Source organism: Streptomyces sp. E11-3, from assembly GCF_046540415.1.
GTDB lineage: Bacteria > Actinomycetota > Actinomycetes > Streptomycetales > Streptomycetaceae > Streptomyces.
The window spans coordinates 3,930,233-3,954,461 of the sequence record NZ_JAZGRL010000001.1 but is presented as its reverse complement, the minus strand read 5'-3'; the positions used below and the strand labels follow the sequence as shown (position 1 = coordinate 3,954,461).

Here is a 24,229-nt window from a genome sequence, read left to right as displayed (position 1 = left end):
CAGCGGCGACCACCCCCGAGGGCAGATCCGGGATTGCCCCGTTTGGGTAGCGTCGTACGCCGTCCGCTGATCATTTAGTAGGCATAGACACCAGGTCGGATTACGCTGCGCCCATGAGCATGCTCACTCCCCCCGGCATGGGCGGCGAATACCGCATCACGGGGGACAAGTACCCCCGGATGCATCGAAACCGCAAGCGCCGCAGGATCGTGCTCGCGTTGGTCGCCTCGGTCGCCGCGCTCGGTCTGGCGGGCTGGGGGACACTCCAGCTCGTCGATGTGTTCTCGGGTGACGACAAGGATCAGACGGTCGCCGCGAACAAGCCGGACTGCGGGCCCGCGGCGGCCGCCTCCGCCTCGCCTTCCAAGGCGGCGACCCGAAAGGCCCTCCCCGAGCCGGGCCAGATCACGGTCAACGTCTTCAACGCCACGCCCCGCGGCGGCCTCGCCAAGAAGACCGCCGACGAGCTGAAGAAGCGCGGCTTCGCCATCGGCGAGGTCGACAACGCGGGCAAGGAGTTCGACAAGAAGATCAAGGGCACCGGGATACTGCTCGGCGCGAAGTCCGCCAAGGACGGCGCCCTGCCGGTCCTGGGCACCCAGCTCTCCGGTGCCGAGCACCGGACGGACGACCGCAAGGGCAAGGACGTCGACCTGATCATCGGCACCGGCTTCAAGAAGCTGGCCACGAAGAAGGACGCCGCCGACGCCCTGGTCACCCTGACCAAGCCGTCCCCGGCGCCCTCCGCGAAACCTTCCTGCTGACGCGGAACCGTTCGTTCGGTGCTACTCGGCGGCGCCGTACATCCGGTCGCCCGCGTCACCCAGGCCCGGCACGATGTACCCGTGCTCGTTGAGCCGCTCGTCGACGGCCGCGGTCACCACGGTCACCGGCGTCCCCGCCAGGTCGCGCTCCATGACCTCGACACCCTCGGGGGCGGCGAGCAGCACCACGGCGGTCACGTCGTCGGCGCCCCGCTTGATCAGCTCCTGTACGGCGGCGACCAGCGTGCCCCCGGTGGCCAGCATCGGGTCGACCACGTACACCTGACGCCCGGAGAGGTCCTCCGGCATCCGGGTCGCGTACGTCGACGCCTGGAGCGTCTCCTCGTTGCGCACCATGCCGAGGAAGCCGACCTCGGCGGTCGGCAGCAGCCGGACCATGCCGTCGAGCATGCCGAGGCCCGCGCGCAGGATCGGCACCACCAGCGGGCGCGGGTGGGAGAGCTTCACGCCCGTGGTCGGCGAGACCGGCGTCTCGATGTCGACCTGCTCGGTCCGTACGTCCCTGGTGGCCTCGTACGCGAGCAGGGTGACCAGCTCGTCGGCGAGGCGCCTGAAGGTCGGGGAGTCGGTGCGCTTGTCGCGCAGGGTGGTGAGCTTGTGCGCTACCAGCGGGTGGTCGACGACGTGCAGGCGCACGGTTTCCTCCAGGGGGGTCTGGCACTCTGTCCAGGGGGGCTGATCTGCAACAACGGCCGCAGGAGCGAACCGGCACCCAAGGCTACCGGGATGCCGTGGGGGTCGGCCCCGGCGCATGCGGCCGCAGCGGTGGCATGACTCGCCGCGTCGGAGGGAAAGTGGTGGGGACGAACCAGGCCGGGTGGTGAAGCCGATGCCAGACCTCAACGACGAGGAACCGGACCAGCGAGACGCCGAGCAGCGCGAGAGCGACGCCGAGCGCAGGCGGCGGCGCGCCCGGTTCCTGCACGAACTGCACGAGGCCAAGGAGCTGCGCGCCAGGGTGCAGCCGCGCCGGGTGCGGGCCGCCCGGATGCGGCAGGCCATGCGGATGCGCACGTTCCGCTGGTAGTGCGGCGGACGAGTCGCACAGGGGGCGCAGTGCGGCGCGTACAAACACAGCGGCGGAAGACCTCTCGCGAACGCCTGGTTTCTGCCACGATTCCGATGGGCGGGTCGCCTTTCGCACACCCGCCCAGCCAACTCCGCCGGGGGGACCCCCAACCGGCACGCCTACGACCAGTGGGAGAGTCACGGTGTACTTCGCCGCACTGCTCGCGCGCACCGAAGACGGGTGGGAAGCGAGCGATACAGAGCTCGACGATGTGGAGACCCTGTCGGATCTGGCCGACCTGGCACGGGAGGCCTCGCCCGGGGCCGATGACGAGACGGTCCTCGTGTTCATCGAGCAGGAGGACGTCTGGTTCGGCGTCATCCGCGTGGACGGCGAGGAGGACCCTCGTATCTACGTCTCCGACGCGGCCGCGGCCGCACGCTCCTCGTACGGGGAGATCCTGACCAGCGCCCTGATCGGCGGGGACGACGACGACCCGGACGACGACCTGGACGCCCTGGACCTGGACGGCACCGAGGAGGGTGAGCCGGACGGCGGCTCGGACGACCTCGAAGCCGACTCCGCCGAAACCGCCAGCGGTCACCCGGCCCCGCCGCCGGGTCCGCTCGGCGAGGTCGGGGTCCTGTCCGACCTCGGCCTGTCCGACAAGGAGCTGCTGTCGCTGACGTCAGACGCCCTGTCGGAGATCGCCGACGCCCTGGGGGCGGCCGAGATCCTGGAGGCCGTCCGCTAGTGCCGACCCAGCACGACCCCGTACCCGACGTGCCCGACGTGCCCGAGGCATCCGAGGCACCCGAGGTGGGGGACCCCGTACGAGATCCCTGGACGGACGCGATGCGCACCGCCCTGGGCGAGGCCGCGCGAGCCGCGTCGGCCGGCGATGTGCCGGTCGGCGCGCTGGTGCTGTCCCCGGCCGGTGCGGTCATCGCCACCGGCCACAACGAACGCGAGGCGACCGGCGACCCCACGGCGCACGCCGAGGTGCTCGCCATCCGGCGCGCCGCCACGGTGCTCGGCGAGTGGCGGCTGTCGGACTGCACACTGGTCGTCACGCTGGAGCCGTGCACGATGTGCGCGGGCGCGATCGTGCAGTCGCGGGTCGGCCGGGTGGTCTACGGCGCCCGCGACGAGAAGGCGGGCGCGGTCGGCTCCCTCTGGGACGTCGTACGCGACCGCCGCCTCAACCATCGCCCCGAGGTCGTCCAGGGCGTCCTCGCCGACGCGTGCGCCGACCAGCTCACCCGCTTCTTCCGCGACCGCTGAGGATCATCCGAGAAGCGGTTGTGGAGCCCCGGCACCGCACGCGCCGATACCGATTTCGGCGCACGGGCACACTTGGGCTAAGCTCTCTCTCGGTAGCGTGTCCGAGCGGCCGAAGGAGCTCGCCTCGAAAGCGAGTGTGGCGCAAGTCACCGTGGGTTCAAATCCCACCGCTACCGCCGCCCCCCCCCCCCCCCCCCCCCCCCCCCCGCCTCTCTGGCTTCCGTCTCAGTTTCCGTCTCAGTTGGTCACCTTGAGCGGTAAATCGGCTGTTGATCCATCCGCCCACCTCTACGCTGCTTGCGTGGATCGTGACTGGATGCGGCAACGCCTAGAAGCGTTTGATGCGCTCGTGACCAAGTACCTGGCAGCGAAGGGGGCCACTTCATCCGTGTTCTCCGATCGGCCACGCCCGGTCAACCCTGAACTTCCGGCACTTCGCAGCGAGATGATCAAGGCGGAGCCCACGATCAGGAAGATCCTTAGTTGCCTCGACCCCGAGCTAACGAAGGACATTGACCTCGACAAGGGGCACGGACAGCACGTGGCCGTGAACCAGGCTCGCCGTGCCCTCGGAATGCTCTCTGACATGGACGAGTGGGCGGTCCACCTGACGCCAGACGCCCCCGCTCTTCGCGCCGATCAGCTCCACCCGTGGGTTTGGGACGCCGCTCGTACCTTCTGGGAATCGAAGCATTTCCGAGCAGCAGTCCACGCCGCTGCTACTTCGATCAATGCCCACCTTCAGGACAAGCTCAGCCGGAGAGACCTCTCCGACGCCAAGCTGGTCCAGGAAGCACTGACAGACAAAGCGCCAGAGCCCGGCAAGCCTCGTCTCCGAGTGCCAGGAGACCAGACAGACGCTAGCGTCCAGAGCCGCCAGCGTGGAGCCATGAATCTTGGAGCAGGTGCGTACTTCGCCCTGCGGAACCCCGCCGCACACACAGAAGGCGATTTGCCGGAACAAGAGGCGTTGGAGCAGTTGGCCACATTCAGCATGGTCGCGCGGCTCATCGACGAGTGCCAGGTGGTGACCTAGCAAAGCGGGGGGCAGGCTCGAAAGCCTGCCCCCCGCTGATTCAGTGGGCCCGCACGAAGGTCCCGGCGAGGCCATCGTCATCCGGACCGTCCGTGTCCGGCTTCCAGATAAGCCCGTCGACCTGCTCGGCAACGCTGGTACGCACGGTGTCGACCATGTGCTGATACCGCGCGGCCATGGACGTGGACGACCAACCCATGAGCCCCATCACGGCGCGCTCCGGGACACCGAGGATCAGCAGCACGGTAGCCGCGGTGTGCCGCGCGTCATGCAGTCGGCCGTCCCGCACCTTCGCGTCCTGCAGCAGCTCCTTCCACTCGTCGTAGTCCGTGCGCGGCGGGGAACCGCGGCCGACCTCGGTCGCGAAGAGCCAGCCCTCTTCCTGCCACTTGTCGCCCGCTGCCGTTCGCTCAACGTCCTGCCGAACCCTGTGCGTACGGAGCAGATCCACAAGCTGTGGAGGAAGCCCCACCGCCCGGCGTCCGGCCCGCGATTTCGTCTCGGCAGTCTCCGGATTGGTCCGCTGCCGCTGCGGGCAGTACCCGGCCTTGCGCCCGCAGGTGTCCCCACAGCCGTGGGCGTATCGGGGGCGCCGCCTACTCCGACGGACCCACAGAACCCCGTTGTCCAGGTCGACATCAGCCCACCTGAGGCCGAGCGCCTCCCCTTGCCTCAGGCCGAGGGAGAGAGCCACGGCCCAGCGAGCGGAGTTCCGGCGCCGGTCGGCCGCACGTAGGAGGCGCTGAACCTCCTCGACCGTGTACGGCTCGACCTCCTCTTCCCGCACCCGCGGGGCCTTGGCCAGCCTCACGGGGTTCTGCCCGAGGTGACCGCGCCGGACTGCTTCGTTCAGCGCGGTCCGGAAGGTGCGGTGCACTTGGTGGGCGGTCCCGGCCTTGCTCCCACGCTCCTGCATCCGAACGTAGAAACGCTCGATGTGCTCGGGGCGCAGCCGGTCGAGCCGGTGCGCTCCCAGCGCCGGAATCAGGTGCTTCCGGACGGCGACGCCGTACCCGACCATGGTGTTCTCGTTGACCGCGAGCGGAGCGATGTTCTCCACCCAGTGGGTGAGCCAGGTCTTGACCGTCCAGGGCTTACCCGGCTTGCGCACGGTCCCAGCGTCGCGTTCGCGCTCCAGCTTGCGAACCTCATAGATGACCTCGGCTTGGGTCTTCCGCTCGACATGGCGCCGGTCGGGCTTCCCGTTGTCCCGGACGCCGACGGTGACGCGGCCGTGCCACTTCCCATCCTTGCCGAGATAGATGGATGACGCTCCGTTCGGCTTGCGGGTGCGCTTCTTCTTGTCGTCGTTCACGGTGCTCCTCAGACGGTCGTGTTCGAGCGGTGGGCCTTACGGAGACGAGCGACGTACTCGGGAACAGCGTCCGCGGGCACCCTGCGCAGGCGCCCGACGGTCACGGACTCCAGATCGCCAGAGGCGATGAGTCGAAAGCAGACGGTCCGCCCAACACCCAGGCGGCGGGCGGCCTCTTCGACCGTCAGCAGTGCGAGCGTGGGATCACTGGGCAGTTGGCGTTCATCGATGGCGCCGATCACAGCTCGGTCCTCGTGCTGGGGCCCGCTGCCGGAACTCGATACGGAAGTACGCATCGGGACGTGCCTCCTCTGCGGGGTGGGGCCGCTGCCCCCTCCTGTCAGGTCCGCGACTTCCGCTACCTCCGCTACCGCCCTGGTCAGGGACGTGATCGAGGTAGCGGATAGGGGTAGCGGTAGCGGATAGGTAGCGGTGCGGTAGCGGACGGCATGTCGCCATCCGCTACCGCATCACTGCTGGTCAGACCGCGTTCTCACCCTCGGGTAGCGGAAGTAGCGGACTTTCCGGGAGAGGGGGGCAGTACCGCTGCCACGCGTCGTACAGATCGGCCGCGTAGTAGCCCTTGAGGACCCCGCCACCGGTCTTGATGTTCCGGGAAGTCACGGGGGCGCCGTCGGCGGTGACGTACTCGCTGAGCATCCGCGACAAGCGGCGCGAGTCGAGAGGTTTGCCGTTGAAGTCGGCCCACGGGGCATCGTCAAGGGCGTTGAGCCGATCCAAGATGGCGATCGTGGGCAGTCGGTCGATACCCGTCATGACGTGGTCGCGGAGGTCGGTGAGCAGCCGGATACCGATGCTGCCCTTGTCGTTGACCTGGGAGGCCTTGACCAGTTCGAGGCAGGCGTCGCGGGCTCTGCGCGGCCAGTGCCCGCCGACCGCGTCGGCGACGGCGAGCAGCGGTTCCCACACATCGGCGGGCCGGTCGGTGACGCCCTCGGGCATCTCCGGCCACGCGCCCGAGACCTGCTCGCTGACCTGCTCGGCCCATGCGGCGAGACGGTCGCGCAGGGCGAACCCCTCCTTCTCGTGCAGGCGCGAGCGGTACGGTTCGGCCTTCTCGTTCCTGGCCCGTCGGCGCATGCGGATGATGACGGAGCGGGTCAGGATGGTGTCCGGCAGGGAGCCGAGTCCGGCGACCGCGACGGCGGTGTAGGACGGGAAGGCCTGCACGGTCTGGTTGGCGCCGTCGCCCACGCACCGGTACATCACCTTGCCGCGGCGGTGGCCTGCGTTGATGAACCCGCGGAGCTGCTCATTGTCCCCGGCCTTGGGGCCGAAGATGGTGTCGATTTCGTCGAAGAGGATGGTGGGCCGCTGGCCGTCGACCCCGGACACAGCGCGGAACAGCGCGGCGGCGGACGCGTCGACCGCGGCCATCGGATGCGGGACCAGGGTTTCCACGATCTCCAGGGCCCGCGACTTGCCCGACCCCGGCTCGGGGGACAGGAACGCTAGGCGCGGCGTGGACTCGAAGCAGTCCAGCAGGTGAGCGTGGGCGTCCCACAGAACCACGGCGACATGTGCGGCCTCGGTGGGGAAGACGTTGAAGCGCCGGTGGAACGCCTCCACCTCATCGAGCAGCGCCGCGCCGTCGATGGGCGACGCGGGCGGGGTAGTGCTGGTCATGCGGCGGCCCTCCCTTCCTGGGGGGTACGCAGCGGGCAGGTGTCGCGGTGGGCGGTGTGGTCGTCGATCAGGTCGACCACGCGGCGGTGGCCGACGGCGGACCGGTCCCGGCCGCACGCGCACTTCGAGGTCGCGGTGGGCACCGCGCCGCGGGGTGCGGTGATGTGGAGCCAGGCCACGGGGTGCCGTCCGTCGCTGCGTGGCGGGTTCGGGCGACAAGCTAAAAGGACGCCTTCGGCGCCGCCCTTCGGGGCGCCCACGGCCGCGCCTTCGACCTGTGGCGCGGCGGCGCGGGGGCCGGACGGGGTGCGGGTAAGGCTCTTAGGGGCAGGGCGGGNGCTATGTGGCGGTCGGCGCGGGCTCCGCCGAGCGGGTACCGGGGGACGCGGTGGCGCCTACGGGTGACGTGGTGCTGGTGCCACTGGGCGGCGAGGGGGCCAAAGGCGCGAAGAAGGGTTCCAAGGGCGGGGGCGGGGCGTCTGACCCGGACGGGACGGACGGCAAGGTTGGGACGGGCGGCGAGGTTGGGACGGGCGGCGAGGGCTCGGAGGACGGCTCCGGCTCCGACGCCGAGTCCAGCCCGGGCTCGGGGTCCGGCTCGGGGTCCGGCTCCGGCTCCGGTGACTTGGAGGGGAAGTCGCCAGGCGGCAGCGGGAGTTCCGGGCCGTCCGCCCCGTCCAGCTCGTCGAGCCCGGCCAGTCCGTCGAGCCCCTCCAGTCCGTCCGGCCCGAACACCGACCCCGCCCCGCCAGCCGGGCCCGCCGTACTCAAGGTCGGTGACCCGGCGCGGGCACCCGCCGACCAACGCTGGTGCGAGAAGGTCACCGTGAAGTTCACCAACACCGGTGGTACGGCGGTACGTTCGGGCACGATCACCTTCGGAACGCACATCATCGGCGCGCTCGGCGTCGACTGGGCGACGATCGAGTCGACCGAGGCGCTACCGACGCCGATCGCCCCCGGCACCTCCAAGACGAAGTCCTGGACCGTGTGCGTCGCCAGCTGGCGCGTCCCGCTGGGCATGCATGTGGAGACCCAGGACGTGTCGGTGAAGTGGCAGTAGCGGAGTAGTCGGAGCAGCGCCCTAGCTGAGGGCCAGCCAGGCGACCCCCGCCACGATCGCTACGGCGAGCACCACACCGACGATCAGCCCGATACGCGGTCCGGCCGGAGCCGCCACCTGCTGCTGCCGCTGCGGAGCACCCTCGTCGACGAAGGCGCGGAACATCTGCGTACTGCCCGCGGGGTCGTGCTGGCCCTCGGGGCCCTGGGGCGCGTGGGGGTTGTGTGCCATGCGCCAGGAGCCTAGCGAACCGGCGACGTGCGCCCAACCCCGGGCGCCGCCCCAGAACCCGACGGCGACATTGCCTGCCCTTTACACACTTTGCCCACTTTTCATTTGCCTGCAGCAACTAAATAGCTCTATGGTTGCCCTAAGCAACGAATGGAGGGGGTGTCGAGCCATGGCCGAGCAGGGCCAGTACGAGGAACTCGCCCGCCAGCTGAGCGCCATCGGCGCCGTGAAGCGTGACCTGGCCCGCGTACTTCCGCACGAGTGCCCGCCGGGCGCGGCCGCCGTACTCGTCGTGCTCGACCGGCACGGCGAGATGCGGATCGGCCGACTCGCCGAACTGCTCGCCATCGACATGTCGGTGACGAGCCGTCATGTGGCGCATGTGGCGGAGCGCGGCTGGATCGACCGGTCCCCCGCCCCCGAGGACCGGCGCTCCCGCATCCTGCGGCTGACGCCCGCGGGCCGCGAGCTGATCACCGAGCTCAGCGACCGCTACAGCCGCGCGCTCGCCGACCACCTGCGGGACTGGTCGGACGACGACGTACGTCAGCTGAGCTCGCTGCTCGCCCGGATGCGCGCCGACTTCGGCGACTGCCGGGCCTCGACCACCCGTATACCCGCGTGACTGGCATGACCCGCGTGACCCGTAAGAAAAGGAACCCCATGGGCGGCACCGCAGACACCGAAGACGCAGAGACAGCGACAGAGGCAGAGACCAAACCGATGACCCACCGGCAGATCATGGAGGCGCTGTCCGGGCTGCTGCTCGGTATGTTCGTCGCGATCCTGTCGTCGACCATCGTGTCCAACGCCCTGCCCCAGATCATCTCCGACCTCGGCGGCGGCCAGTCCGCGTACACCTGGGTGGTGACCGCGTCCCTGCTGGCGATGACGGCGACCACCCCGCTGTGGGGCAAGCTCTCCGACCTCTTCAGCAAGAAGCTGCTGGTCCAGATCGCCCTGATCATCTACGTGCTGGGCTCGGCGGCGGCCGGACTCTCGCAGAGCGCGGGCATGCTGATCGCCTGCCGGGTGGTCCAGGGCATCGGCGTCGGCGGGCTCTCCGCCCTCGCGCAGATCGTGATGGCCGCGATGATCTCGCCGCGCGAGCGCGGCCGGTACAGCGGCTATCTGGGCGCCACCTTCGCCGTCGCGACGGTCGGCGGACCGCTGCTCGGCGGTGTCATCACGGACGCCGACTGGCTGGGCTGGCGCTGGTGCTTCTACGTCGGCGTGCCGTTCGCGGTGATCGCGCTGATCGTGCTGCAGAAGACGCTGAAACTGCCGGTGGTGCGACGTGAGGTGAAGGTCGACTGGAGCGGTGCCTTCTTCATCACGGCGGCGGTCTCGCTGCTCCTGGTGTGGGTGACCTTCGCCGGGGACAAGTACGACTGGGTCTCCTGGCAGACCGGCGTCATGGTCGGCGGCGCGTTCGCCCTGGCCGCGCTCTTCCTGCTCGTCGAGTCCCGGGCGAGCGAGCCGATCATCCCGCTGCGGCTCTTCCGCAACCGTACGATCGCGCTGTCGTCGCTGGCCTCGCTCTTCGTCGGGGTCGCGATGTTCGGTGGCACGGTGTTCTTCAGCCAGTACTTCCAGCTGGCGCGCGGCGAGTCGCCGACGATGTCCGGGGTGCTGACCATCCCGATGATCGCCGGTCTGTTCGTCTCCTCCACGGCCTCCGGCCTGATCATCACCAGGACGGGCCGCTGGAAGGCGTGGCTGGTCGCCGGGGGCGCGCTGCTGACGGCGGGCCTGGGGTTGCTGGGCACCATCCGGTACGACACCGACTACTGGCGGGTCGCGCTCTTCATGGCGCTGCTGGGCCTCGGCATCGGCATGATGATGCAGAACCTGGTCCTGTGCACCCAGAACCAGGTGGCCCCCGAAGACCTGGGCGCCGCGTCGTCGGTCGTCACCTTCTTCCGGTCGCTGGGCGGCGCGATGGGCGTCTCCGCGCTGGGGGCGATCCTGGGCACGCGGGTCACGGGTTACGTCGAGGACGGCCTGGCCGAACTCGGCCCCGAGGGCGCGGCGATGGGGCACGCGGGTACGGGTGGCGGGGGCATCCCGGACCTGGACTCACTGCCGGGGCCGCTGCGGACGGTGATCGAGGGGGCGTACGGGCACGGGATCGCGGATGTGTTCCTGTACGCGGCGCCGTTGGCGATGGTGGCGTTGGTGGTGACCCTGTTCATCAAGGAGGTGCCGCTGCGGACGGCGGGGGCGTTGGCCTCGGCCTCGGCCTCGGAGCCGCGTCCGGCCGAGGCGGCTCCGGTCCCGGCGGGGACGGTATCGGACCGTGGGGGCCAGGGCCGGAGCTGACAACCCCACCGTGGCGAGCCAGAGCGCCTGAAGGGCCGCATTGCTTGGTGGACGAGGAGTACCGTGAATGCCGGAACCGGAGGCCAGCGACCTTCCCGAGCGCCGGGCTTCTGCCGGGCCTGGCGGCCGGGCGCCTTCGCCCATATCCTCGGCACCTCCGTACGCGCCGAGCAGGGAAGCGAAACGATGACCGCCGAGGACAACGACCACACGCTCTCCACTCCGTTGACGGACATGACCCCCGCTCACGCCTCCGTCGCCCTGCTGGAGTGCCTGGCCGACAAGCTCGGCAGCCGGGCCTCGGTCACGGTTGTCTACGGTGACCCCGTCACCAGTGATGGCGTCACGGTGATCCCGGTTGCCGAAGTCGCCTTCGGATTCGGTGGCGGCACAGGCGGCGAAACCGGTACCGCCAAGAACGGCGAGGGCGCAGGGGGCGGCGGGGGAGCAGCCGCCCGACCCCGCGGCTTCATCGAGATCAAGAACGGCACGGCCACCTACAAACCCCTGCGGGATCCCTGGGTAGACGTCGCCGTCCCCCTAGCCGCTCTCCTCGTAGGCATGGTCATCCCACGACTCACCCGCCGCCTCGCCAAGCGCCGCTCTCGCTGATCCCGTAGCCGTGCCCCGCCGCTCCGCGCTGCCGTTGCCTCCGGGGCCGACGCGTGTGAGTACGCGTACTCACGCGGAGTACGCGGCGTTGGCCAGACACTGTGTCCATGACACGCGTACCTGCTTCCACCAACACGGTCGCCCGCCTCCGGCACGCCCTCGCGGCGACCGCCCTCGCTGCCCTGGTGCTTACCGGTTGCGGCAGCGAGGGGGTGGGTGACGGTGAGCCGCTGGGCAAGCCGGGCGGCAGCGGCGCCGCCACGGCGCGTGCCACACCGCCGAGCACCGAGCAGGCGGCGTTCATGGCGATGCTCGACAAGTTCGCACGGCCGTGTCCCTTGGCCGACGAGACCGGGCCGGGTCCGGTCGGCAAGAAGCCGACTGCCCCGGAGGAAAGGGACAGTCTCGCCCCCGGCGAGACGCCTCCGACCGACCCGATCGAACCCGGCGCTCCCACCGGCCCCGAGGCGGAGTTGAACGACCGCGACTGGTGCGCGAGCGTGCGGCACGAACAGCGCATCGTCCAGGCGCTGCAGGCGGTGGCGGAGCCCACCCCCGCCAAGGTCAGGAAGGTCCTGAACGGCCTCGGCTACATCGACGAGCGCATCCACGGCCTCAAGCAGGACGGCAAGGCCACACGGTTCTACCTCGACCTTCGTGAGCATGGCGGCCGGCTCTGCGAGGAGGGCTCGGCGGCGGGCCCGGAAACGGACGTCGTCGCGTGTATCGCCCCTGCCACTGGAGCGTTCACAGTTGAGATGGTTGAGATGACGGAAGAGTAACCCCCACCTCCACGTGCCCCCGCCGCCTCGTGCCCCCACCGCTTCGCGCTCTGCCTTCAGCTTGTCGGCTGGGTGAGGTCGTACAGGGTGGTGCCGTCCACCGTCACCTCCTTGAACGTGGACTCGACCCAGGAGGTGATCTCCGAGCTGCCGTTGCCGCCGGGGCCACCGATGCGCATGCCGCCTTCGCCGCCTGCGCCGCCGCTTCCGATGAAGTAGTGGATCTGGCCCTCGGCGACGTACTGCTTGAACTGGGCGAGCGTCGGGGACGGGTCGCTGCCGTTGAAGCCGCCGATCGGCATCACGGGGTCCCCGGTGGCGAGCTGGTAACTGGCCGCGTTCTGCGCGCCGATGGCCGCGGCGACCCAGGTGTAGTCGGCGGAGTCGGCCGCCAGCTTGGCCTGGACCTCGTCGCTGACGTTCGCGCCGTCGAGGAGGCCGCCCATGCCGCCCCCACCGCCGCCGCGAACGCGGCCGTCGTCGGCGCCGCCACCGGCGCCGCCCGGCATGCCGTCGCCGTTCGGCCGCTGGTTCTGGCCAGTGCCGTCCTGGCGCGGGCGCTGCCCCGGACCCTGATTCTGTCCCTGGCCTCCCTGGCCTCCCTGCTGACCGCCGTCACCCTGCTGGCCGGGCGGCTGCATGCCGGTGCCACCACCAGGACCGCCACCACCGGGACCACCTCCGCCACCGGTGCCACCACCAGGACCGCCACCACCGGGACCACCTCCGCCACCGGGACCGCCCCGGCCCCCCGCCACCGTCGGCCCAGCCGTCACGATCGACCCGGCGTGGCCCTCGTTCACCGTAGTGAGGGTGTACGCGAGCGGCCCGGCCAGTGACGCCGCGAGCCCGAGTCCGGCGACCGCCAGCACCAACCGGCGCCCGAGCCGCCCCGCGAGCAGCAGCCCGAGCCCGGCCGCCAGGCCCGCGCCGAGCACCGCCCAGCGCAGCCACGGCAGATAGTCCGGGGAGCGGGAGAGCAGGACGTACCCCCAGTACCCGGTCACCGCGACGGTCAGCCCGAGCGCGGCCGACGCGAGCAACCTGGCCCGCTCCTCCCAGAGCATGGCCGCACCCATGCCGACCAGCGCCGCGATGTACGGCGCCAGCGCCACCGTGTAGTACTCGTGGAAGATGCCCCGCATGAAGCTGAAGACCGCGGCGGTCATCAGCAGCGAGCCGCCCCACGCGAGGAACGCGGCCCGGGCGGTGTCCGTGCGCGGCGCGCGCCAGGTCAGCACGAGACCCGCGACCAGCAGCATCAGAGCGGCCGGGAGCAGCCAGGAAATCTGCCCGCCGATGTTGGAGCCGACCAGCCGGTCGATGCCGGTCTCGCCCCAGCCGCGGCCGCCCCCTCCGACGCTCCCGGGCTCGTCACCGTTGATACGGCCGAGGCCGTTGTAGCCGAAGGTGAGCTCCAGGAAGGAGTTGGTCTGCGAGCCGCCGACGTACGGGCGCGAGGACGCCGGCCACAGCTCGACGATCGCGACCCACCAGCCGCCCGCGACGATCATCGCGAGCCCGGACAGGGCGAGTTGGCCGAGCCGTCGGAGCGGCCGGGTCGGGGCGCACACCCCGTACACGAGAGCCAGCGGCGGCAGGATCAGGAAGGCCTGAAGTGTCTTGGTGAGGAAGGCGAGGCCGACCGCGACGCCCGCCCACACCAGCCACTTGGTCCGCGCGTCCTCCAGCGCGCGCAGCACGCAGTAGACGGTGACGGTCATCAGCAAGGTCAGCAGCGCGTCCGGGTTGTTGAACCGGAACATCAGCGCCGCGACGGGCGTCAGCGCGAAGACCGCCACCGCGATCAGCCCGGCCGCGGCCGGGAAACGGCGCCGTACGGCCGCGTACAGCACACCGGCCGTGGCCACGCCCATCAGCACCTCGGGCACCAGGATCTGCCAGGAGCCGAGGCCGAAGAGGCGTACGGACAGCGCCATCGGCCAGAGCGCGGCCGGGGGCTTGTCGACGGTGATGGAGTTCGCGGCGTCCGATGAGCCGAAGAAGAACGCCTTCCAGCTCTCGCTGCCCGCCTGAACGGCCGCCGAGTAGAAGGAGTTGGCGTAGCCGGATGCGCTCAGGTTCCAGAGGTAGAGCACGGCGACGGCCAGCAGGAGGCAGAGGAACGCGGGCCGCACCCAGCGGCCGTCCTCGGGCCTGCCGCGCCAGACACGCCACGGCAGGCCGAGCCTTGGCGGGACGCCCGCCGCGGCCGGCGGCGATGGCGGAACGGGCGGAACGGGCGGGGCTGCGGGCAGAGTCATCGGAGGGTCCTCGGGTCGTTCGGGGCGTTCAGGTGGTCGTTCGGATCGTTCAGGTGGTCGTTCGGGTCGTTCGGGGTGGGAAGGTCCGACGGATCGGAGGCGCCGGGCACGGCAACCGCGCCCCGGTCCGGGAACACCCAGGCCCGGAAGAGCAGGAAGCGCAGCACCGTCGCCGCCAGGTTCGCGGCGATCAGCACGGTCAACTCCGTACCGTGCGAGGGGTTCACGGCGGCCGCGTCCAGCGCCGCCAACGAACCGCTGGTCAGCGCGAGCCCGACCGCGAACACCACTAGTCCCTGCGCCTGGTGGCGTACGGCGCGGTCCCGACCCCGTACGCCGAAGGTCAGCCGCCGATTGGCTGCCGTGTTGCCCACCGCCGAGACCAGCAGCGCCGCCGCGTTGGCGGCCTGCGCGCCAAGCCCGAACCGGAAGACGGAGTACAGCACCAGGTAGAACAGCGTGGACAGCGCGCCCACGACGCAGAACCCGACCAGCTGCCGGGCAAGACCACCCGGCACACCGGACAGCCGACGGTCCCTGGGGTCGTCCCCGAAGGGGCGTGCGAGCCGGTCCAGAGGGAGCGCGCCGACGGCCAGCGCCCGCCCCACGCGCCACACGCCCTTCAGGTCCTCGGTCGCGGTCCGCACGATGTGCACCCGTGAGTCCGGGTCGTCGACCCAGTCCACCGGCACCTCGTGGATACGCAGCCCGGCCCGTTCGGCGAGCACCAGCATCTCGGTGTCGAAGAACCACCCGGTGTCCTCGACCATCGGCAGCAGCCGCTCGGCGACCTCGCCCCGGATGGCCTTGAAGCCGCACTGCGCGTCACTGAAGCGGGCAGCCAGCGAGCCCCGCAGGATGAGGTTGTACGTACGCGAGATGAACTCCCGCTTGGGACCGCGCACCACCCGCGCGGAACGGGCAAGACGCGAGCCGATCGCCAGGTCCGAGTGCCCCGAGATCAGCGGGGCGACCAACGGCAGCAGCGCGTTGAGGTCGGTGGACAAGTCGACGTCCATGTACGCGAGTACGGGCGCGTCCGACTGCGACCACACAGCACGCAGCGCCCGCCCGCGCCCCTTCAGGTCCAGGCGGTACGCGGCGACCTCGGGGAGCGCCGCGCCGAGCCGCGCCGCGACCTCGGGTGTGCCGTCCGTACTCGCGTTGTCGGCGACGGTGATCCGGAAGGCGTACGGGAAGGTGCGCACCAGGTGGCTGTGCAGCCGCCGTACGCACGGCTCGAGATCCTTCTCCTCGTTGTGCACGGGAATCACGACATCGAGGACCGGCGGACCCGGCGGACCCGGCGGACCCGGCGGACCCGGCGGACCCGGTACGTGCCTCGGTCCGGCGGGCAGATGTTCCCGCCCCGGAAGGGATTCGCTTCGCATGACAGCTCGCATGACGGCGACACTCGCGAAGTGCCCTGTCACAGCCGTGTGGTGAGCCTGTGCCCCGCCTGTGAGTCCATCTTCGGGTCCGTCTGTGAATCCGTCCGTGAGTCCGTCTCATCTGAGAAGCGGAGGGCCGGGAGCAGCACCACGAAGGCCGTACGCCCCGGAACACTCCGCACCGCCACATCCCCACCGTGCGCCGCGACCACGGCCGCCACGATCGCGAGCCCGAGCCCGGTCGACCCGGCGCCGCCCGCACCCCGCGACCGCGAGGCGTCCCCCCGCGCGAACCGCTCGAAGACATGCGGCAGCAACTCCGGCGCGATCCCGGGCCCGTCGTCCTCGACCTCCACCCGCACGCGCGCCCCCTCACCCCGCACCCGTGCCGTAACGGTCGTCCCCGATGGCGTGTGCGTACGCGCGTTGGCCAGCAGATTGACGAGCACCTGGTGCAGCCGCGCGACATCGCCCCGCACCACCACGGGCTCATCGGGGAGTTCAAGCCGCCACTTGTGGTCCTGCCCGGCCGCGCGGGCGTCGCTGACCGCGTCCACCACCAGAGGTGACAGATCCGTACTCTCCCGCTCAAGCGGCCGCCCCGAGTCCAGCCGGGCGAGCAGCAACAGGTCCTCCACCAACCCCGTCATCCGCCCCGCCTCGGACTCGATACGTCCCATTGCGTGCCGCGTGTCAGGACCGGTCTCCTCCCGCCCACGCCGGGTCAGTTCGGCATAGCCACGGATCGAGGCCAGCGGCGTACGCAACTCATGGCTGGCGTCCGCGACGAACTGCCGTACCCGCGTCTCGCTCTCCTGACGGGCGCTGAGCGCGGAGTGCACATGGTCCAGCATGCGGTTGAACGCGGCGCCGACCTGCCCGACTTCGGTACGCGGATCGGCGTCCATGTTGGGAACGCGCTCGTGGAGCGCGGGTTCGCCGCTGTGCAGCGGGAGTTCGGAGACGCGGGTGGCCGTGGCGGCGACCCTGCGGAGCGGCCGCAGCGCGACGCCGACCATGGCGGCGCCGGCGATCCCGGCGGCCACCAACCCAGCCCCGGCAACACACAGTTCGACCACGATCAGGGTGCTGATCGCGTCGTCCACGTCACTGGTCGAGATGCCGACGAGTAGCTGCCCGCCCGGGGTGGACTGCACCCGGTACTGGCCATGCCCCGGAATGTCGACGTTGTGCGGCTTTCCGTCCAAGGCCACCGTGTCCAGCGCCGCTTCCACCTCATCGCCGAGGTCGGTCACCTTGGCTGAGCGCGGGCCGCTGTCGGTGTCCGACGCCTCACTGATCGCCGCGCGGGTCACCTGCCCGTCCCGCACGGTGGCTCCGACCGTCCCCAGGTTCTGCCCACCGAAGCCGAGAAACCGCAGCGGATCGTCCCGTACGTCCTGATCAACCTTGACGTCGGCGGGCGGCTTCGGGCCGTCGGGCCCGACGCGCTTCGGGGTCGCCAGCCCGGCGGCATCGGACAACTTCGTGTCCAACTGCTCGTACAGGTAGGAGTGCAGCGCCACCGTCGTCACTGTGCCGATCACCGCACACACCAGCGCGATCAGCGTCACCGCCGAGACGACCAGCCGGGTACGCAACGACCGTGTTCGCAACGACCGGGTACGCAGCGACCGGGAGCTGCGGGAACGCCTCATCCCGCGGCCGACCCCGCCGACTCCGCGGCCTTGATCAGATACCCGGCGCCGCGCCGCGTGTGGATCATCGGCTCCCGCCCGGCGTCGATCTTCCGCCGCAGATAGGAGATATACAGCTCTACGACGTTGGCCTGACCCCCGAAGTCGTAGCTCCACACCCGATCGAGGATCTGCGCCTTGCTGAGCACTCGCCGCGGATTGCGCATCAGATACCGCAGCAGCTCGAACTCGGTGGCGGTGAGATGGATGTCCCGACCCGCACGGGTCACCTCGTGGCTGTCCTCGTCCAACGTCAGGTCGCCCACGACCAGCATCGACTCACTGCGCTTGGCGGCGGCCCCGTTCCTCCGCAGCAGGCCGCGCAGCCGTGCCACGACCTCCTCCAGGCTGAACGGCTTGGTGACGTAGTCGTCGCCACCCGCCGTGAGCCCGGCGATCCGGTCCTCCACGGCGTCCTTGGCCGTCAGGAACAGCACCGGCACCTCCGGCAGCTCATGCCGCAGCCGCCCCAGCACGGCGAGCCCGTGCATGTCGGGCAGCATCACGTCCAGTACGACGGCATCGGGCCGAAACTCCCGCCCGGCCCGCACCGCACCCGCGCCGTCGGCAGCACTGCGCACCTCCCAGCCCTCGTAGCGCAGGGCCATGGACAGCAGCTCGGACAGCGCGGCCTCGTCGTCCACGACGAGCACCCGGACGGGGGTACCGTCCGGCCTGAGCAGTTCTTCAGCGCGTCCCTGGGGCGAAGTGGTGGTCATGCGACCACCGTGTGCGGCACCTCTGAGAGCTTCCTGTCCCCAACCTGTGAATTACCTGAGAATCGCCAGGGGCGGGCTATGCGGCGCCGCCGTCGGGGGTCTCGGGGGTCTCGGCGGGCGGCTGGGCCACGAACGAGCCGAGGCCGGGCTCGGTGTAGATCAGCCCGTCCTCGCGCAGACCCTTGTGCACCTTCTGCGCAGTCGCCGTGGCGATCCCGAACTCATCGATGATCTGGACGACCGAGGGCACACGCGTCCGCGGCGGATACGTCCCGTCAGCGATCCGGGCACGGATGATGTCGGCGACCTGGCGCCAGCGCGGGATATCAGGGGCGAACTGCATCACTACAGCATCATCGCCATGCTAGGTACACCTGTGCGATCCCTGGTAGACCCTAGTACACTAGACCTCACTATTGGTACGGTGCGTGCACGAGACCCGGTCCACGACCTGGAGGTCGTCCGATGGAACCGCCCCACCACGCCCGCCTCCTGCCCTGGTCAGGCCCCGAGGGCAAGCCCTGCTACCTGATCGGCGACGGCGACGGCCCGGTGTCCCGTACCGCCGACGCCATGGAGTCCGTACAACTCGGCATGGGCGCCGAACTCCTCGCCTACTCCCGCGAGATGCTGGCCACCACCCAGCCCCCGCCACACGAGCTCCGCTTCCTCGTCCAGCACCTGACCGAGGCCCTGCACAACGCCCTGCGCGTAGCCGAGAGCCGGGGCGACCGCCTCAACTAGCCGGGGCGACCGCCTCAACTAGGGGGTGTCTCCCCGCTCCAACCCGAACAGCCGCGCCCCGTTCCCGTAACAGACCGCCCTCAGCCAGTCGTCCCCCAGCCCCAGCCGCTCCAGGGCGTGGAGCTGATGGCTGTACGGATACGGGATGTTCGGGAAGTCCGTCCCGAGGAGCACCCGGTCACCCAGGTCCGCGAGCCGCGCCAGCTCCTGCCGGGGAAACGGCGTGAGCCCCTCGCTGAAGTCCGTGAAGGCCATGGTCGTGTCCAGCCTGACCTCGCCGTACCGCTCCGCCAGGTCGAGGAAGTCGGTGTACTCCGGCATCCCCATGTGCGCCACGACCAGCCGCAGCCGAGGATGCCGGGCGAGCAGCCGCGCGACCGGCTCGGGCCCGGTGTACTTGCCCGGCTGGGGCCCGGAGCCGCAGTGCGTCACCACCGGAATCCCGGCCTCGGCCAGCAGCCCCCAGGCCGGGTCGAGCAGCTCGTGGCCAGGGTCGTACGCCCCGACCTGGAGGTGCGACTTGAAGACGCGCGCCCCGGACTCGACCGCCTCGCGGACGTACGTGTCGACGCCCTCCTCGGGGAAGAGCGTGGCCGTGTGCAGACAGTCGGGCGTACGGGCGGCGAACTCGGCGGCCCAGGTGTTCAGCCACGCCGCCATCCCCGGCTTGTGCGGGTAGAGCATCGCGGTGAAGGCCCGCACCCCGAACTCCCGGAGCAGCGCGACCCGTTCATCCTCATCGCGCCGGTAGGTGATGGGCCACTCCATGCCGGTCAGCGGCCCCACGGCGTCGAAGTACGCCCAGACCTTGCGGAGCACCCGCTCGGGCATGAAGTGGGTGTGGACGTCGACGAGCCCGGCCAGCCCGAGGCGCTCCTGGAACTGCCGCACCTCCACTGCCTCATCGACCCCACCAACCTCCGCTGCCTCGCCGTCCCGGCTAACCCCGCTAACCCCGCTAACCCCGCTCAAAACCGTGACTCCGCTCGACCTTGGCGATGTGGACCGAGTAACTCTCGTACCACTCGGCCTTGCCGCGCTGCTGCGCCGCCTGGTGCTCCATGTTCGTCCGCCACTGCTCGATGGCGTCCTTGTCCCGGAAGTAGCCGACGCTGATCCCGAGTCCGCCCGGTGTGCGGGCCGAGTCAAGACCGAGGAAGCCGGGGATCTCCCGTACCAGCTCGTCCATACGGTCGGCGGTCTCGCCGTAGCCGTTGTCTCCCTCCGTACGGACGGAGGTGAAGACGACCGTGTAGTAGGGAGGTACGGGTGGGCGAACGGGGTGAGTGGTCATGACACCCACCTTGAGCGCCTCAGGCGACTGATGTCCACGGATCTCGTCGCACGGTCAACAAACCTTGACCTTGCGGACAGATCAGAGCGGCCCGGTCAGCGCGGCCCGATCAGAACAGTCCACCCTGCACCGCCCCCACCTCCGTGACCGGCACACTCACCACGGCCCCCGGCTCCGCCGCGACCAGCCGCCACCCACTCATCACCCGGCTGTCGACAATCACCTGGTCCGCGCCCCCAGCCTCACCTCCACCCCCAACCTCCAGATGCAGATCCGGCCCGGCCGCCCCGATCAGCACCCCCGCGACCACCCCACCGTCCACCAGCTCCCGCACCACCCCGGACGCGTCCCGCAGCCCATCGAGCNCCAGCTACAACCCCGTCCCCCACCCCCTCTCCCTCTCCCCTCACCGAGCGCGAGGAACAGATCGCCCGCCTGGTGGCCCGCGGACTCACCAACGCCGAGATCGCCGCCGAACTCTTCATCTCCCCCGGCACCGCCAAGACCCATATCGCCAACGTCCAGTCCAAGCTGAAGGCCCGCAACCGGGTCGGCATCGCCGCGTGGGCCTGGGAGACGGGCCTGGCAGGCACCAACCCCACGGCAGTCACACGCCGCGAGAGCTAGGATCCGGGCCATGCCCCTGACCATGAGCGACGTGGACCGGTTCCAGGCCTCCATACCCCGCCTGGAGGCGATCGCGTACCGCCTCCTCGGCTCGGCGAGCGAGGCCGAGGACGCCGTACAGGAGACGTTCCTGCGCTGGCAGGCGGCCGACGTCGACCGCATCGAGGTCCCCGAGGCCTGGCTGACGAAGGTCCTCACCAACCTGTGCCTCAACCAGCTCACTTCGGCCCGCGCGCGGCGCGAGACCTATGTGGGCCAATGGCTCCCCGAGCCGCTGCTCGCCGGGGACTCGATGCTCGGCCCCGCCGACACCGCCGAGCAGCGCGAATCGGTGTCGTACGCGGTCCTCACCCTCATGGAGCGCCTCTCCCCCAACGAGCGGGCGGTGTACGTGCTGCGGGAGGCCTTCGGCTACCCGCACCGGGAGATCGCCGAGATCCTCGACATCACCGAGGCCGCCAGCCAGCAGATCTTCCACCGCGCCAAGAAGCACATCGCGGACGGCAAGGCCCGCACCGAGATCGACGAGGCCGCCGCCCGGCGGGTCGTCGAGGAGTTCCTCGCGGCCGCCACCAGCGGCCAGACCGAGCCGCTCGTGCGGCTGCTCACCGAAGACGCCATCGCGATCGGCGACGGCGGCGGGAAGGTCCCGGCCCGCACCAAGGCGTTCGAGGGCGCGCTCGCGGTCGCGAAGTTCATGCGGGGCATGTTCAAGCCCAGCAAGGCCAAGCGTGCCCTGGTCGGCGGCTCACCCGAGGTCTACGCCACGACCGCCAACGGCGCCCCCGCCGTCGTGGTGGTCGTCGACGGCCGCGTCATCGGCGTCATGTGCCTGGAGGTCACCGCCGAGGGCATCGCCGCGTTCCGTAGCCAGGCCAACCCCGACAAGCTCGAACGCGCGACCCGCCGGTGGGCGGCCACCGACCACGGGAACCCCCTGCTCCACGCCTTCTGACGCCTTCCGCCCCTTCCAGCCACGACGTGACGTGCTTCACACCACACTCCTGTCAGGAAACGGCGGGCCGCCCGGTTCAAGTGGCGAACCCGCGCGAGACAGGAGCAAGAAATGCAGCACCGCATCATCGTCCTGGGAGCCGGATACACCGGAGCCATCGCCGCCGGGCGCCTCGCCAAGCGGCTGCGCCGCGAGGACGTCGCCATCACGCTCGTCAACGCCGAGCCCGACTTCGTCGAGCGCGTCCGGATGCACCAACTGGCGGTCGGCCAGGACCTCAAGCCCCGGCCCTTCAGCGAGATGTTCGCGGGCACCGGCGTCGAACTGAAGCTCGCGAAGGTCACCAGCGTCGACGTCGACCGCAAGACGGTCGCCGTCACCGACGCGAACGGCGCCGACGAGCTGGAGTACGACAGCCTCGTGTACGCCCTCGGCAGCGGCTGGAACACGCAGGGCGTCCCCGGCACCGCCGAGCACGCCCACCAGATCGCCGGCCGCCCCGGAGCGCTCCGGCTGCGCGAGCGCCTGGCCCGCCTGGACGCCGGAGAGCCCGTGGTCGTCGTCGGCGGCGGCCTCACCGGCCTGGAGGCCGCGACCGAGATCGCCGAGGCCCGCCCGGACCTCGACGTCGCCCTCGCCGCCCGCGGCGCGCTCGGCGACTGGCTCTCGCCCAAGGGCCGCCAGCACCTGCGGAAGGTCTGCGACAAGCTCGGCATCACCGTGCACGAGCACACCGCCGTCACCGGCGTCGAGGCCGACCGCGTCGCCACCGCCGACGGCAAGCCCATCCCGGCCGCGGTCACCCTGTGGACCACCGGCTTCGCGGTCCACCCGATCGCGCAGGCCACCGCCCTGGAGGTCACCGACACAGGCCAGATCGTGGTCGACAAGACCATGCGCTCGGTCTCACACCCGGACGTGTACGCCATCGGCGACGCGGCCATGGCAATGGGCCCCGCCGACAAGCCGCTGCGGATGTCGTGCGCCTCGGGCGTCCCCACCGCATGGCAGGCCGCCGACGCCATCGCGGCGCGCCTGACTGGCAGGAAGGTCCCCAACGCACCACTGCGCTACTTCAACCAGTGCATCTCGCTGGGCCGCAGGGAAGGTCTGATCCAGTACGTCACCGCCGACGACCGCGCCGTCCGTGCGGCCCTGACAGGACGGCTCGCCGCCCTCTACAAGGAACTGGTCTGCAAGGGCGCGGCCTGGGGCGTCGCCAACCCGACAGCCGGGATGCCGACCCGACGCCACCGCGTCCTACGCGAGCGAGCCCAGACGAACTCGGCCGCCAAGGCCCTGGCCTGACTCACGCGACGAGGCGGGCGCCCCGATGCGAGGACGCCCGCCTCGGTCACCGCTCTCAGCACACGAAGCAGGGGCCCTATCGATTACTCGATAGGGCCCCTGCTCTGCTGTGCACTCGGCAGGATTCGAACCTGCAACCTTCTGATCCGTAGTCAGATGCTCTATCCGTTAAGCTACGAGTGCTTGGCGTCTTGGGCTTTTCTGCCCCGTCGGCGTTGCGGGAACAACATTACATGACCTGCGCCGAGAGGCGAAATCCGTTTCCCCCACCCCTTCTGACCTGCGAAAACGAGCTGTGGGGACCTACGGAAACACCGAAGCCCCGGTCTTGGTGACCGGGGCTTCGGTGATCAACGTGCGGAGGCGGAGGGATTTGAACCCTCGATGGGGGGTAAACCCCAAACCGCATTAGCAGTGCGGCGCCATAGACCGGACTAGGCGACGCCTCCAGCACACCCGCGCGAACGCGTGGTGCGTTGCAGATGATGGCACAGCCACATGGCGTGCCACCAATCGCCACCCACGGTACTAGGCAGGTGGGCGGCTGAGCAAAGGGCATTACGGGGTGTCCGGGCGCGCTCGGCCGCAACGTCCGGGGGCTCTGGGCGTTGGGCAGGGCGGGCCTACCGCCAACCGCGCCCGTCCTCACCCCGTTCCCCCGTTCCTCACCCCCGTGGAGCCCGACATGCTGCGCCGCCTCGCCCTCACCGCCACCGTCTCGCTCGCCGCCCTGGTCGCGGCCCCGTCCGCGTACGCATGCCATCAGCACCCGACGGCGCCCCAACCCCCGGACCGGCTCACGGTGACCGGGACCGGCGCGGATGGCACAACGACGGCGTACGAGCTGGAGTGTGCGCCGGCCGGTGGTACGCATCCGAGCGCCGATGAGGCCTGCGAGGTGCTTGAGCAGGCCTCGGCCGAGGGGCGGGACCTGTTCGCGCCGGTGCCCGAGGACGCCCTGTGCACCATGCAGTACGGCGGCCCCGAGACCGCCCGCGTCACCGGGACCTGGCACGGCCGCCCGGTCGGCGCCACGTACGACCGGACCAACGGATGCGAGATCAGCCGCTGGGACAGCCTCGGCGCGGTGCTGCCCGCGGCCGGGGCGTGAGTCCTCGCTCGCGGGTGCCGTCGGCTCATCCGG

General features: G+C 70.5%; 28 protein-coding genes, 3 tRNA genes and 1 pseudogene. 16 read left to right on the top strand and 16 right to left on the bottom strand.

All coding sequences use genetic code 11. The features are described 5' to 3' along the window. The first annotated feature begins 113 nt into the window (after window positions 1-113). Window positions 114-764 (top strand): LytR C-terminal domain-containing protein, encoded by a 651-nt coding sequence (locus tag U9R90_RS18275; RefSeq protein WP_411057517.1) that lies wholly within the window; start codon window positions 114-116, stop codon window positions 762-764. A gap of 21 nt (window positions 765-785) precedes the next feature. Here the strand turns inward: U9R90_RS18275 and upp are convergent, their stop codons facing one another. Continuing rightward, on the bottom strand, window positions 786-1,421 hold the full coding sequence (gene upp / locus U9R90_RS18270) for a uracil phosphoribosyltransferase (protein ID WP_411057516.1): 636 nt from the start codon (window positions 1,419-1,421) through the stop codon (window positions 786-788). Window positions 1,422-1,614: 193 nt separating this feature from the next. On the opposite strand from upp, the gene U9R90_RS18265 reads away from it, so the two are divergent. From U9R90_RS18265 to U9R90_RS18245, 5 genes are all read left to right on the top strand, one after another. Beyond that, window positions 1,615-1,812, top strand: coding sequence for a hypothetical protein (locus U9R90_RS18265; RefSeq protein WP_411057515.1), 198 nt, complete (start codon window positions 1,615-1,617; stop codon window positions 1,810-1,812). Between the two features lie 184 nt (window positions 1,813-1,996). After that, entirely contained in the window at window positions 1,997-2,548 is a 552-nt protein-coding gene (locus U9R90_RS18260; RefSeq protein ID WP_411057514.1) for a hypothetical protein, read from the top strand. 101 nt (window positions 2,549-2,649) lie between these two features. Further along, window positions 2,650-3,078: a tRNA adenosine(34) deaminase TadA gene (gene tadA / locus U9R90_RS18255; RefSeq protein ID WP_411057780.1), complete on the top strand. Its 429-nt coding sequence runs from the start codon at window positions 2,650-2,652 to the stop codon at window positions 3,076-3,078. A gap of 91 nt (window positions 3,079-3,169) precedes the next feature. Beyond that, window positions 3,170-3,254 (top strand) — tRNA-Ser (locus U9R90_RS18250). Window positions 3,255-3,379: 125 nt separating this feature from the next. After that, a complete protein-coding gene (locus U9R90_RS18245) occupies window positions 3,380-4,114 on the top strand; it encodes a TIGR02391 family protein (protein ID WP_411057513.1) in 735 nt (244 codons plus the stop codon). A gap of 40 nt (window positions 4,115-4,154) precedes the next feature. Here U9R90_RS18245 and U9R90_RS18240 read toward each other — a convergent pair whose 3' ends face one another. The 4 genes from U9R90_RS18240 to U9R90_RS18225 all read right to left on the bottom strand — a co-directional run bounded on the left by U9R90_RS18240 (window position 4,155) and on the right by U9R90_RS18225 (window position 7,255). Further along, on the bottom strand, window positions 4,155-5,429 hold the full coding sequence (locus tag U9R90_RS18240; RefSeq protein WP_411057512.1) for a tyrosine-type recombinase/integrase: 1,275 nt from the start codon (window positions 5,427-5,429) through the stop codon (window positions 4,155-4,157). A gap of 8 nt (window positions 5,430-5,437) precedes the next feature. Next, window positions 5,438-5,644: an excisionase family DNA-binding protein gene (locus U9R90_RS18235; RefSeq protein WP_411057779.1), complete on the bottom strand. Its 207-nt coding sequence runs from the start codon at window positions 5,642-5,644 to the stop codon at window positions 5,438-5,440. 265 nt (window positions 5,645-5,909) lie between these two features. After that, entirely contained in the window at window positions 5,910-7,076 is a 1,167-nt protein-coding gene (locus U9R90_RS18230) for a DUF3631 domain-containing protein (protein ID WP_411057511.1), read from the bottom strand. Continuing rightward, window positions 7,073-7,255, bottom strand: coding sequence for a hypothetical protein (locus U9R90_RS18225; protein ID WP_411057510.1), 183 nt, complete (start codon window positions 7,253-7,255; stop codon window positions 7,073-7,075). The genes U9R90_RS18230 and U9R90_RS18225 overlap by 4 nt, the downstream gene beginning before the upstream one ends. Before the next feature lie 164 nt (window positions 7,256-7,419). On the opposite strand from U9R90_RS18225, the gene U9R90_RS18220 reads away from it, so the two are divergent. Next, entirely contained in the window at window positions 7,420-8,139 is a 720-nt protein-coding gene (locus U9R90_RS18220; RefSeq protein ID WP_411057509.1) for a hypothetical protein, read from the top strand. A gap of 21 nt (window positions 8,140-8,160) precedes the next feature. Here U9R90_RS18220 and U9R90_RS18215 read toward each other — a convergent pair whose 3' ends face one another. Continuing rightward, window positions 8,161-8,370, bottom strand: coding sequence for a hypothetical protein (locus U9R90_RS18215; protein ID WP_411057508.1), 210 nt, complete (start codon window positions 8,368-8,370; stop codon window positions 8,161-8,163). A gap of 169 nt (window positions 8,371-8,539) precedes the next feature. On the opposite strand from U9R90_RS18215, the gene U9R90_RS18210 reads away from it, so the two are divergent. The 4 genes from U9R90_RS18210 to U9R90_RS18195 all read left to right on the top strand — a co-directional run bounded on the left by U9R90_RS18210 (window position 8,540) and on the right by U9R90_RS18195 (window position 12,086). Beyond that, window positions 8,540-8,995, top strand: a complete 456-nt coding sequence (locus tag U9R90_RS18210) for a MarR family winged helix-turn-helix transcriptional regulator (RefSeq protein WP_411057507.1) — start codon at window positions 8,540-8,542, stop codon at window positions 8,993-8,995. Window positions 8,996-9,033: 38 nt separating this feature from the next. Beyond that, entirely contained in the window at window positions 9,034-10,692 is a 1,659-nt protein-coding gene (locus tag U9R90_RS18205; RefSeq protein ID WP_411057506.1) for an MDR family MFS transporter, read from the top strand. A gap of 63 nt (window positions 10,693-10,755) precedes the next feature. Beyond that, window positions 10,756-11,304, top strand: a complete 549-nt coding sequence (locus U9R90_RS18200) for a spore germination protein GerW family protein (RefSeq protein WP_411057505.1) — start codon at window positions 10,756-10,758, stop codon at window positions 11,302-11,304. A gap of 107 nt (window positions 11,305-11,411) precedes the next feature. Then, the gene (locus tag U9R90_RS18195) at window positions 11,412-12,086 is read left to right on the top strand and encodes a hypothetical protein (RefSeq protein WP_411057504.1); all 675 of its coding nucleotides are present in this window, start codon (window positions 11,412-11,414) and stop codon (window positions 12,084-12,086) included. 56 nt (window positions 12,087-12,142) lie between these two features. Here the strand turns inward: U9R90_RS18195 and U9R90_RS18190 are convergent, their stop codons facing one another. From U9R90_RS18190 to U9R90_RS18170, 5 genes are all read right to left on the bottom strand, one after another. Further along, window positions 12,143-14,350: an ArnT family glycosyltransferase gene (locus tag U9R90_RS18190; RefSeq protein ID WP_411057503.1), complete on the bottom strand. Its 2,208-nt coding sequence runs from the start codon at window positions 14,348-14,350 to the stop codon at window positions 12,143-12,145. Continuing rightward, complete coding sequence (locus U9R90_RS18185) at window positions 14,347-15,753, bottom strand: glycosyltransferase (RefSeq protein WP_411057502.1); 1,407 nt, start codon at window positions 15,751-15,753, stop codon at window positions 14,347-14,349. Before U9R90_RS18185 ends, U9R90_RS18190 begins: the two co-directional genes overlap by 4 nt. Window positions 15,754-15,779: 26 nt before the next feature. Next, window positions 15,780-17,399: an ATP-binding protein gene (locus U9R90_RS18180; RefSeq protein WP_411057501.1), complete on the bottom strand. Its 1,620-nt coding sequence runs from the start codon at window positions 17,397-17,399 to the stop codon at window positions 15,780-15,782. Beyond that, window positions 17,396-18,157, bottom strand: coding sequence for a response regulator transcription factor (locus U9R90_RS18175; RefSeq protein ID WP_411057500.1), 762 nt, complete (start codon window positions 18,155-18,157; stop codon window positions 17,396-17,398). The genes U9R90_RS18180 and U9R90_RS18175 overlap by 4 nt, the downstream gene beginning before the upstream one ends. 76 nt (window positions 18,158-18,233) lie before the next feature. Then, on the bottom strand, window positions 18,234-18,500 hold the full coding sequence (locus U9R90_RS18170; RefSeq protein WP_411057499.1) for a GntR family transcriptional regulator: 267 nt from the start codon (window positions 18,498-18,500) through the stop codon (window positions 18,234-18,236). 122 nt (window positions 18,501-18,622) lie between these two features. On the opposite strand from U9R90_RS18170, the gene U9R90_RS18165 reads away from it, so the two are divergent. Next, window positions 18,623-18,901, top strand: coding sequence for a hypothetical protein (locus U9R90_RS18165; RefSeq protein ID WP_411057498.1), 279 nt, complete (start codon window positions 18,623-18,625; stop codon window positions 18,899-18,901). An 18-nt stretch (window positions 18,902-18,919) separates the two neighbouring features. Here the strand turns inward: U9R90_RS18165 and U9R90_RS18160 are convergent, their stop codons facing one another. From U9R90_RS18160 to U9R90_RS18150, 3 genes are all read right to left on the bottom strand, one after another. Then, on the bottom strand, window positions 18,920-19,798 hold the full coding sequence (locus tag U9R90_RS18160; protein WP_411057497.1) for an amidohydrolase family protein: 879 nt from the start codon (window positions 19,796-19,798) through the stop codon (window positions 18,920-18,922). A 61-nt stretch (window positions 19,799-19,859) separates the two neighbouring features. Next, a complete protein-coding gene (locus U9R90_RS18155; RefSeq protein ID WP_411057496.1) occupies window positions 19,860-20,195 on the bottom strand; it encodes an antibiotic biosynthesis monooxygenase family protein in 336 nt (111 codons plus the stop codon). 109 nt (window positions 20,196-20,304) lie between these two features. Beyond that, window positions 20,305-20,529, bottom strand: coding sequence for a hypothetical protein (locus U9R90_RS18150; RefSeq protein WP_411057495.1), 225 nt, complete (start codon window positions 20,527-20,529; stop codon window positions 20,305-20,307). A 65-nt stretch (window positions 20,530-20,594) separates the two neighbouring features. Here U9R90_RS18150 and U9R90_RS18145 point away from each other — a divergent pair. The 3 genes and pseudogenes from U9R90_RS18145 to U9R90_RS18135 form a co-directional block, all read left to right on the top strand. Beyond that, window positions 20,595-20,822 (top strand): annotated as a pseudogene (locus U9R90_RS18145) (response regulator transcription factor); the annotation flags it as partial. Window positions 20,823-20,832: 10 nt separating this feature from the next. Then, window positions 20,833-21,777, top strand: coding sequence for an RNA polymerase sigma-70 factor (locus U9R90_RS18140; RefSeq protein ID WP_411057494.1), 945 nt, complete (start codon window positions 20,833-20,835; stop codon window positions 21,775-21,777). 111 nt (window positions 21,778-21,888) lie between these two features. Then, window positions 21,889-23,085 carry an NAD(P)/FAD-dependent oxidoreductase gene (locus tag U9R90_RS18135; RefSeq protein WP_411057493.1) on the top strand — a complete coding sequence of 399 codons (1,197 nt, stop codon included), beginning with the start codon at window positions 21,889-21,891 and terminating at the stop codon, window positions 23,083-23,085. A gap of 110 nt (window positions 23,086-23,195) precedes the next feature. On the opposite strand, the gene U9R90_RS18130 is transcribed toward U9R90_RS18135, so the two are convergent. Further along, window positions 23,196-23,268: transfer RNA gene (locus U9R90_RS18130), tRNA-Arg, on the bottom strand. Window positions 23,269-23,443: 175 nt separating this feature from the next. Continuing rightward, window positions 23,444-23,534, bottom strand: a tRNA-Ser gene (locus U9R90_RS18125). Window positions 23,535-23,770: 236 nt separating this feature from the next. Here U9R90_RS18125 and U9R90_RS18120 point away from each other — a divergent pair. After that, a complete protein-coding gene (locus U9R90_RS18120; protein WP_411057492.1) occupies window positions 23,771-24,196 on the top strand; it encodes an SSI family serine proteinase inhibitor in 426 nt (141 codons plus the stop codon). The last annotated feature ends 33 nt before the right edge of the window (window positions 24,197-24,229 follow it).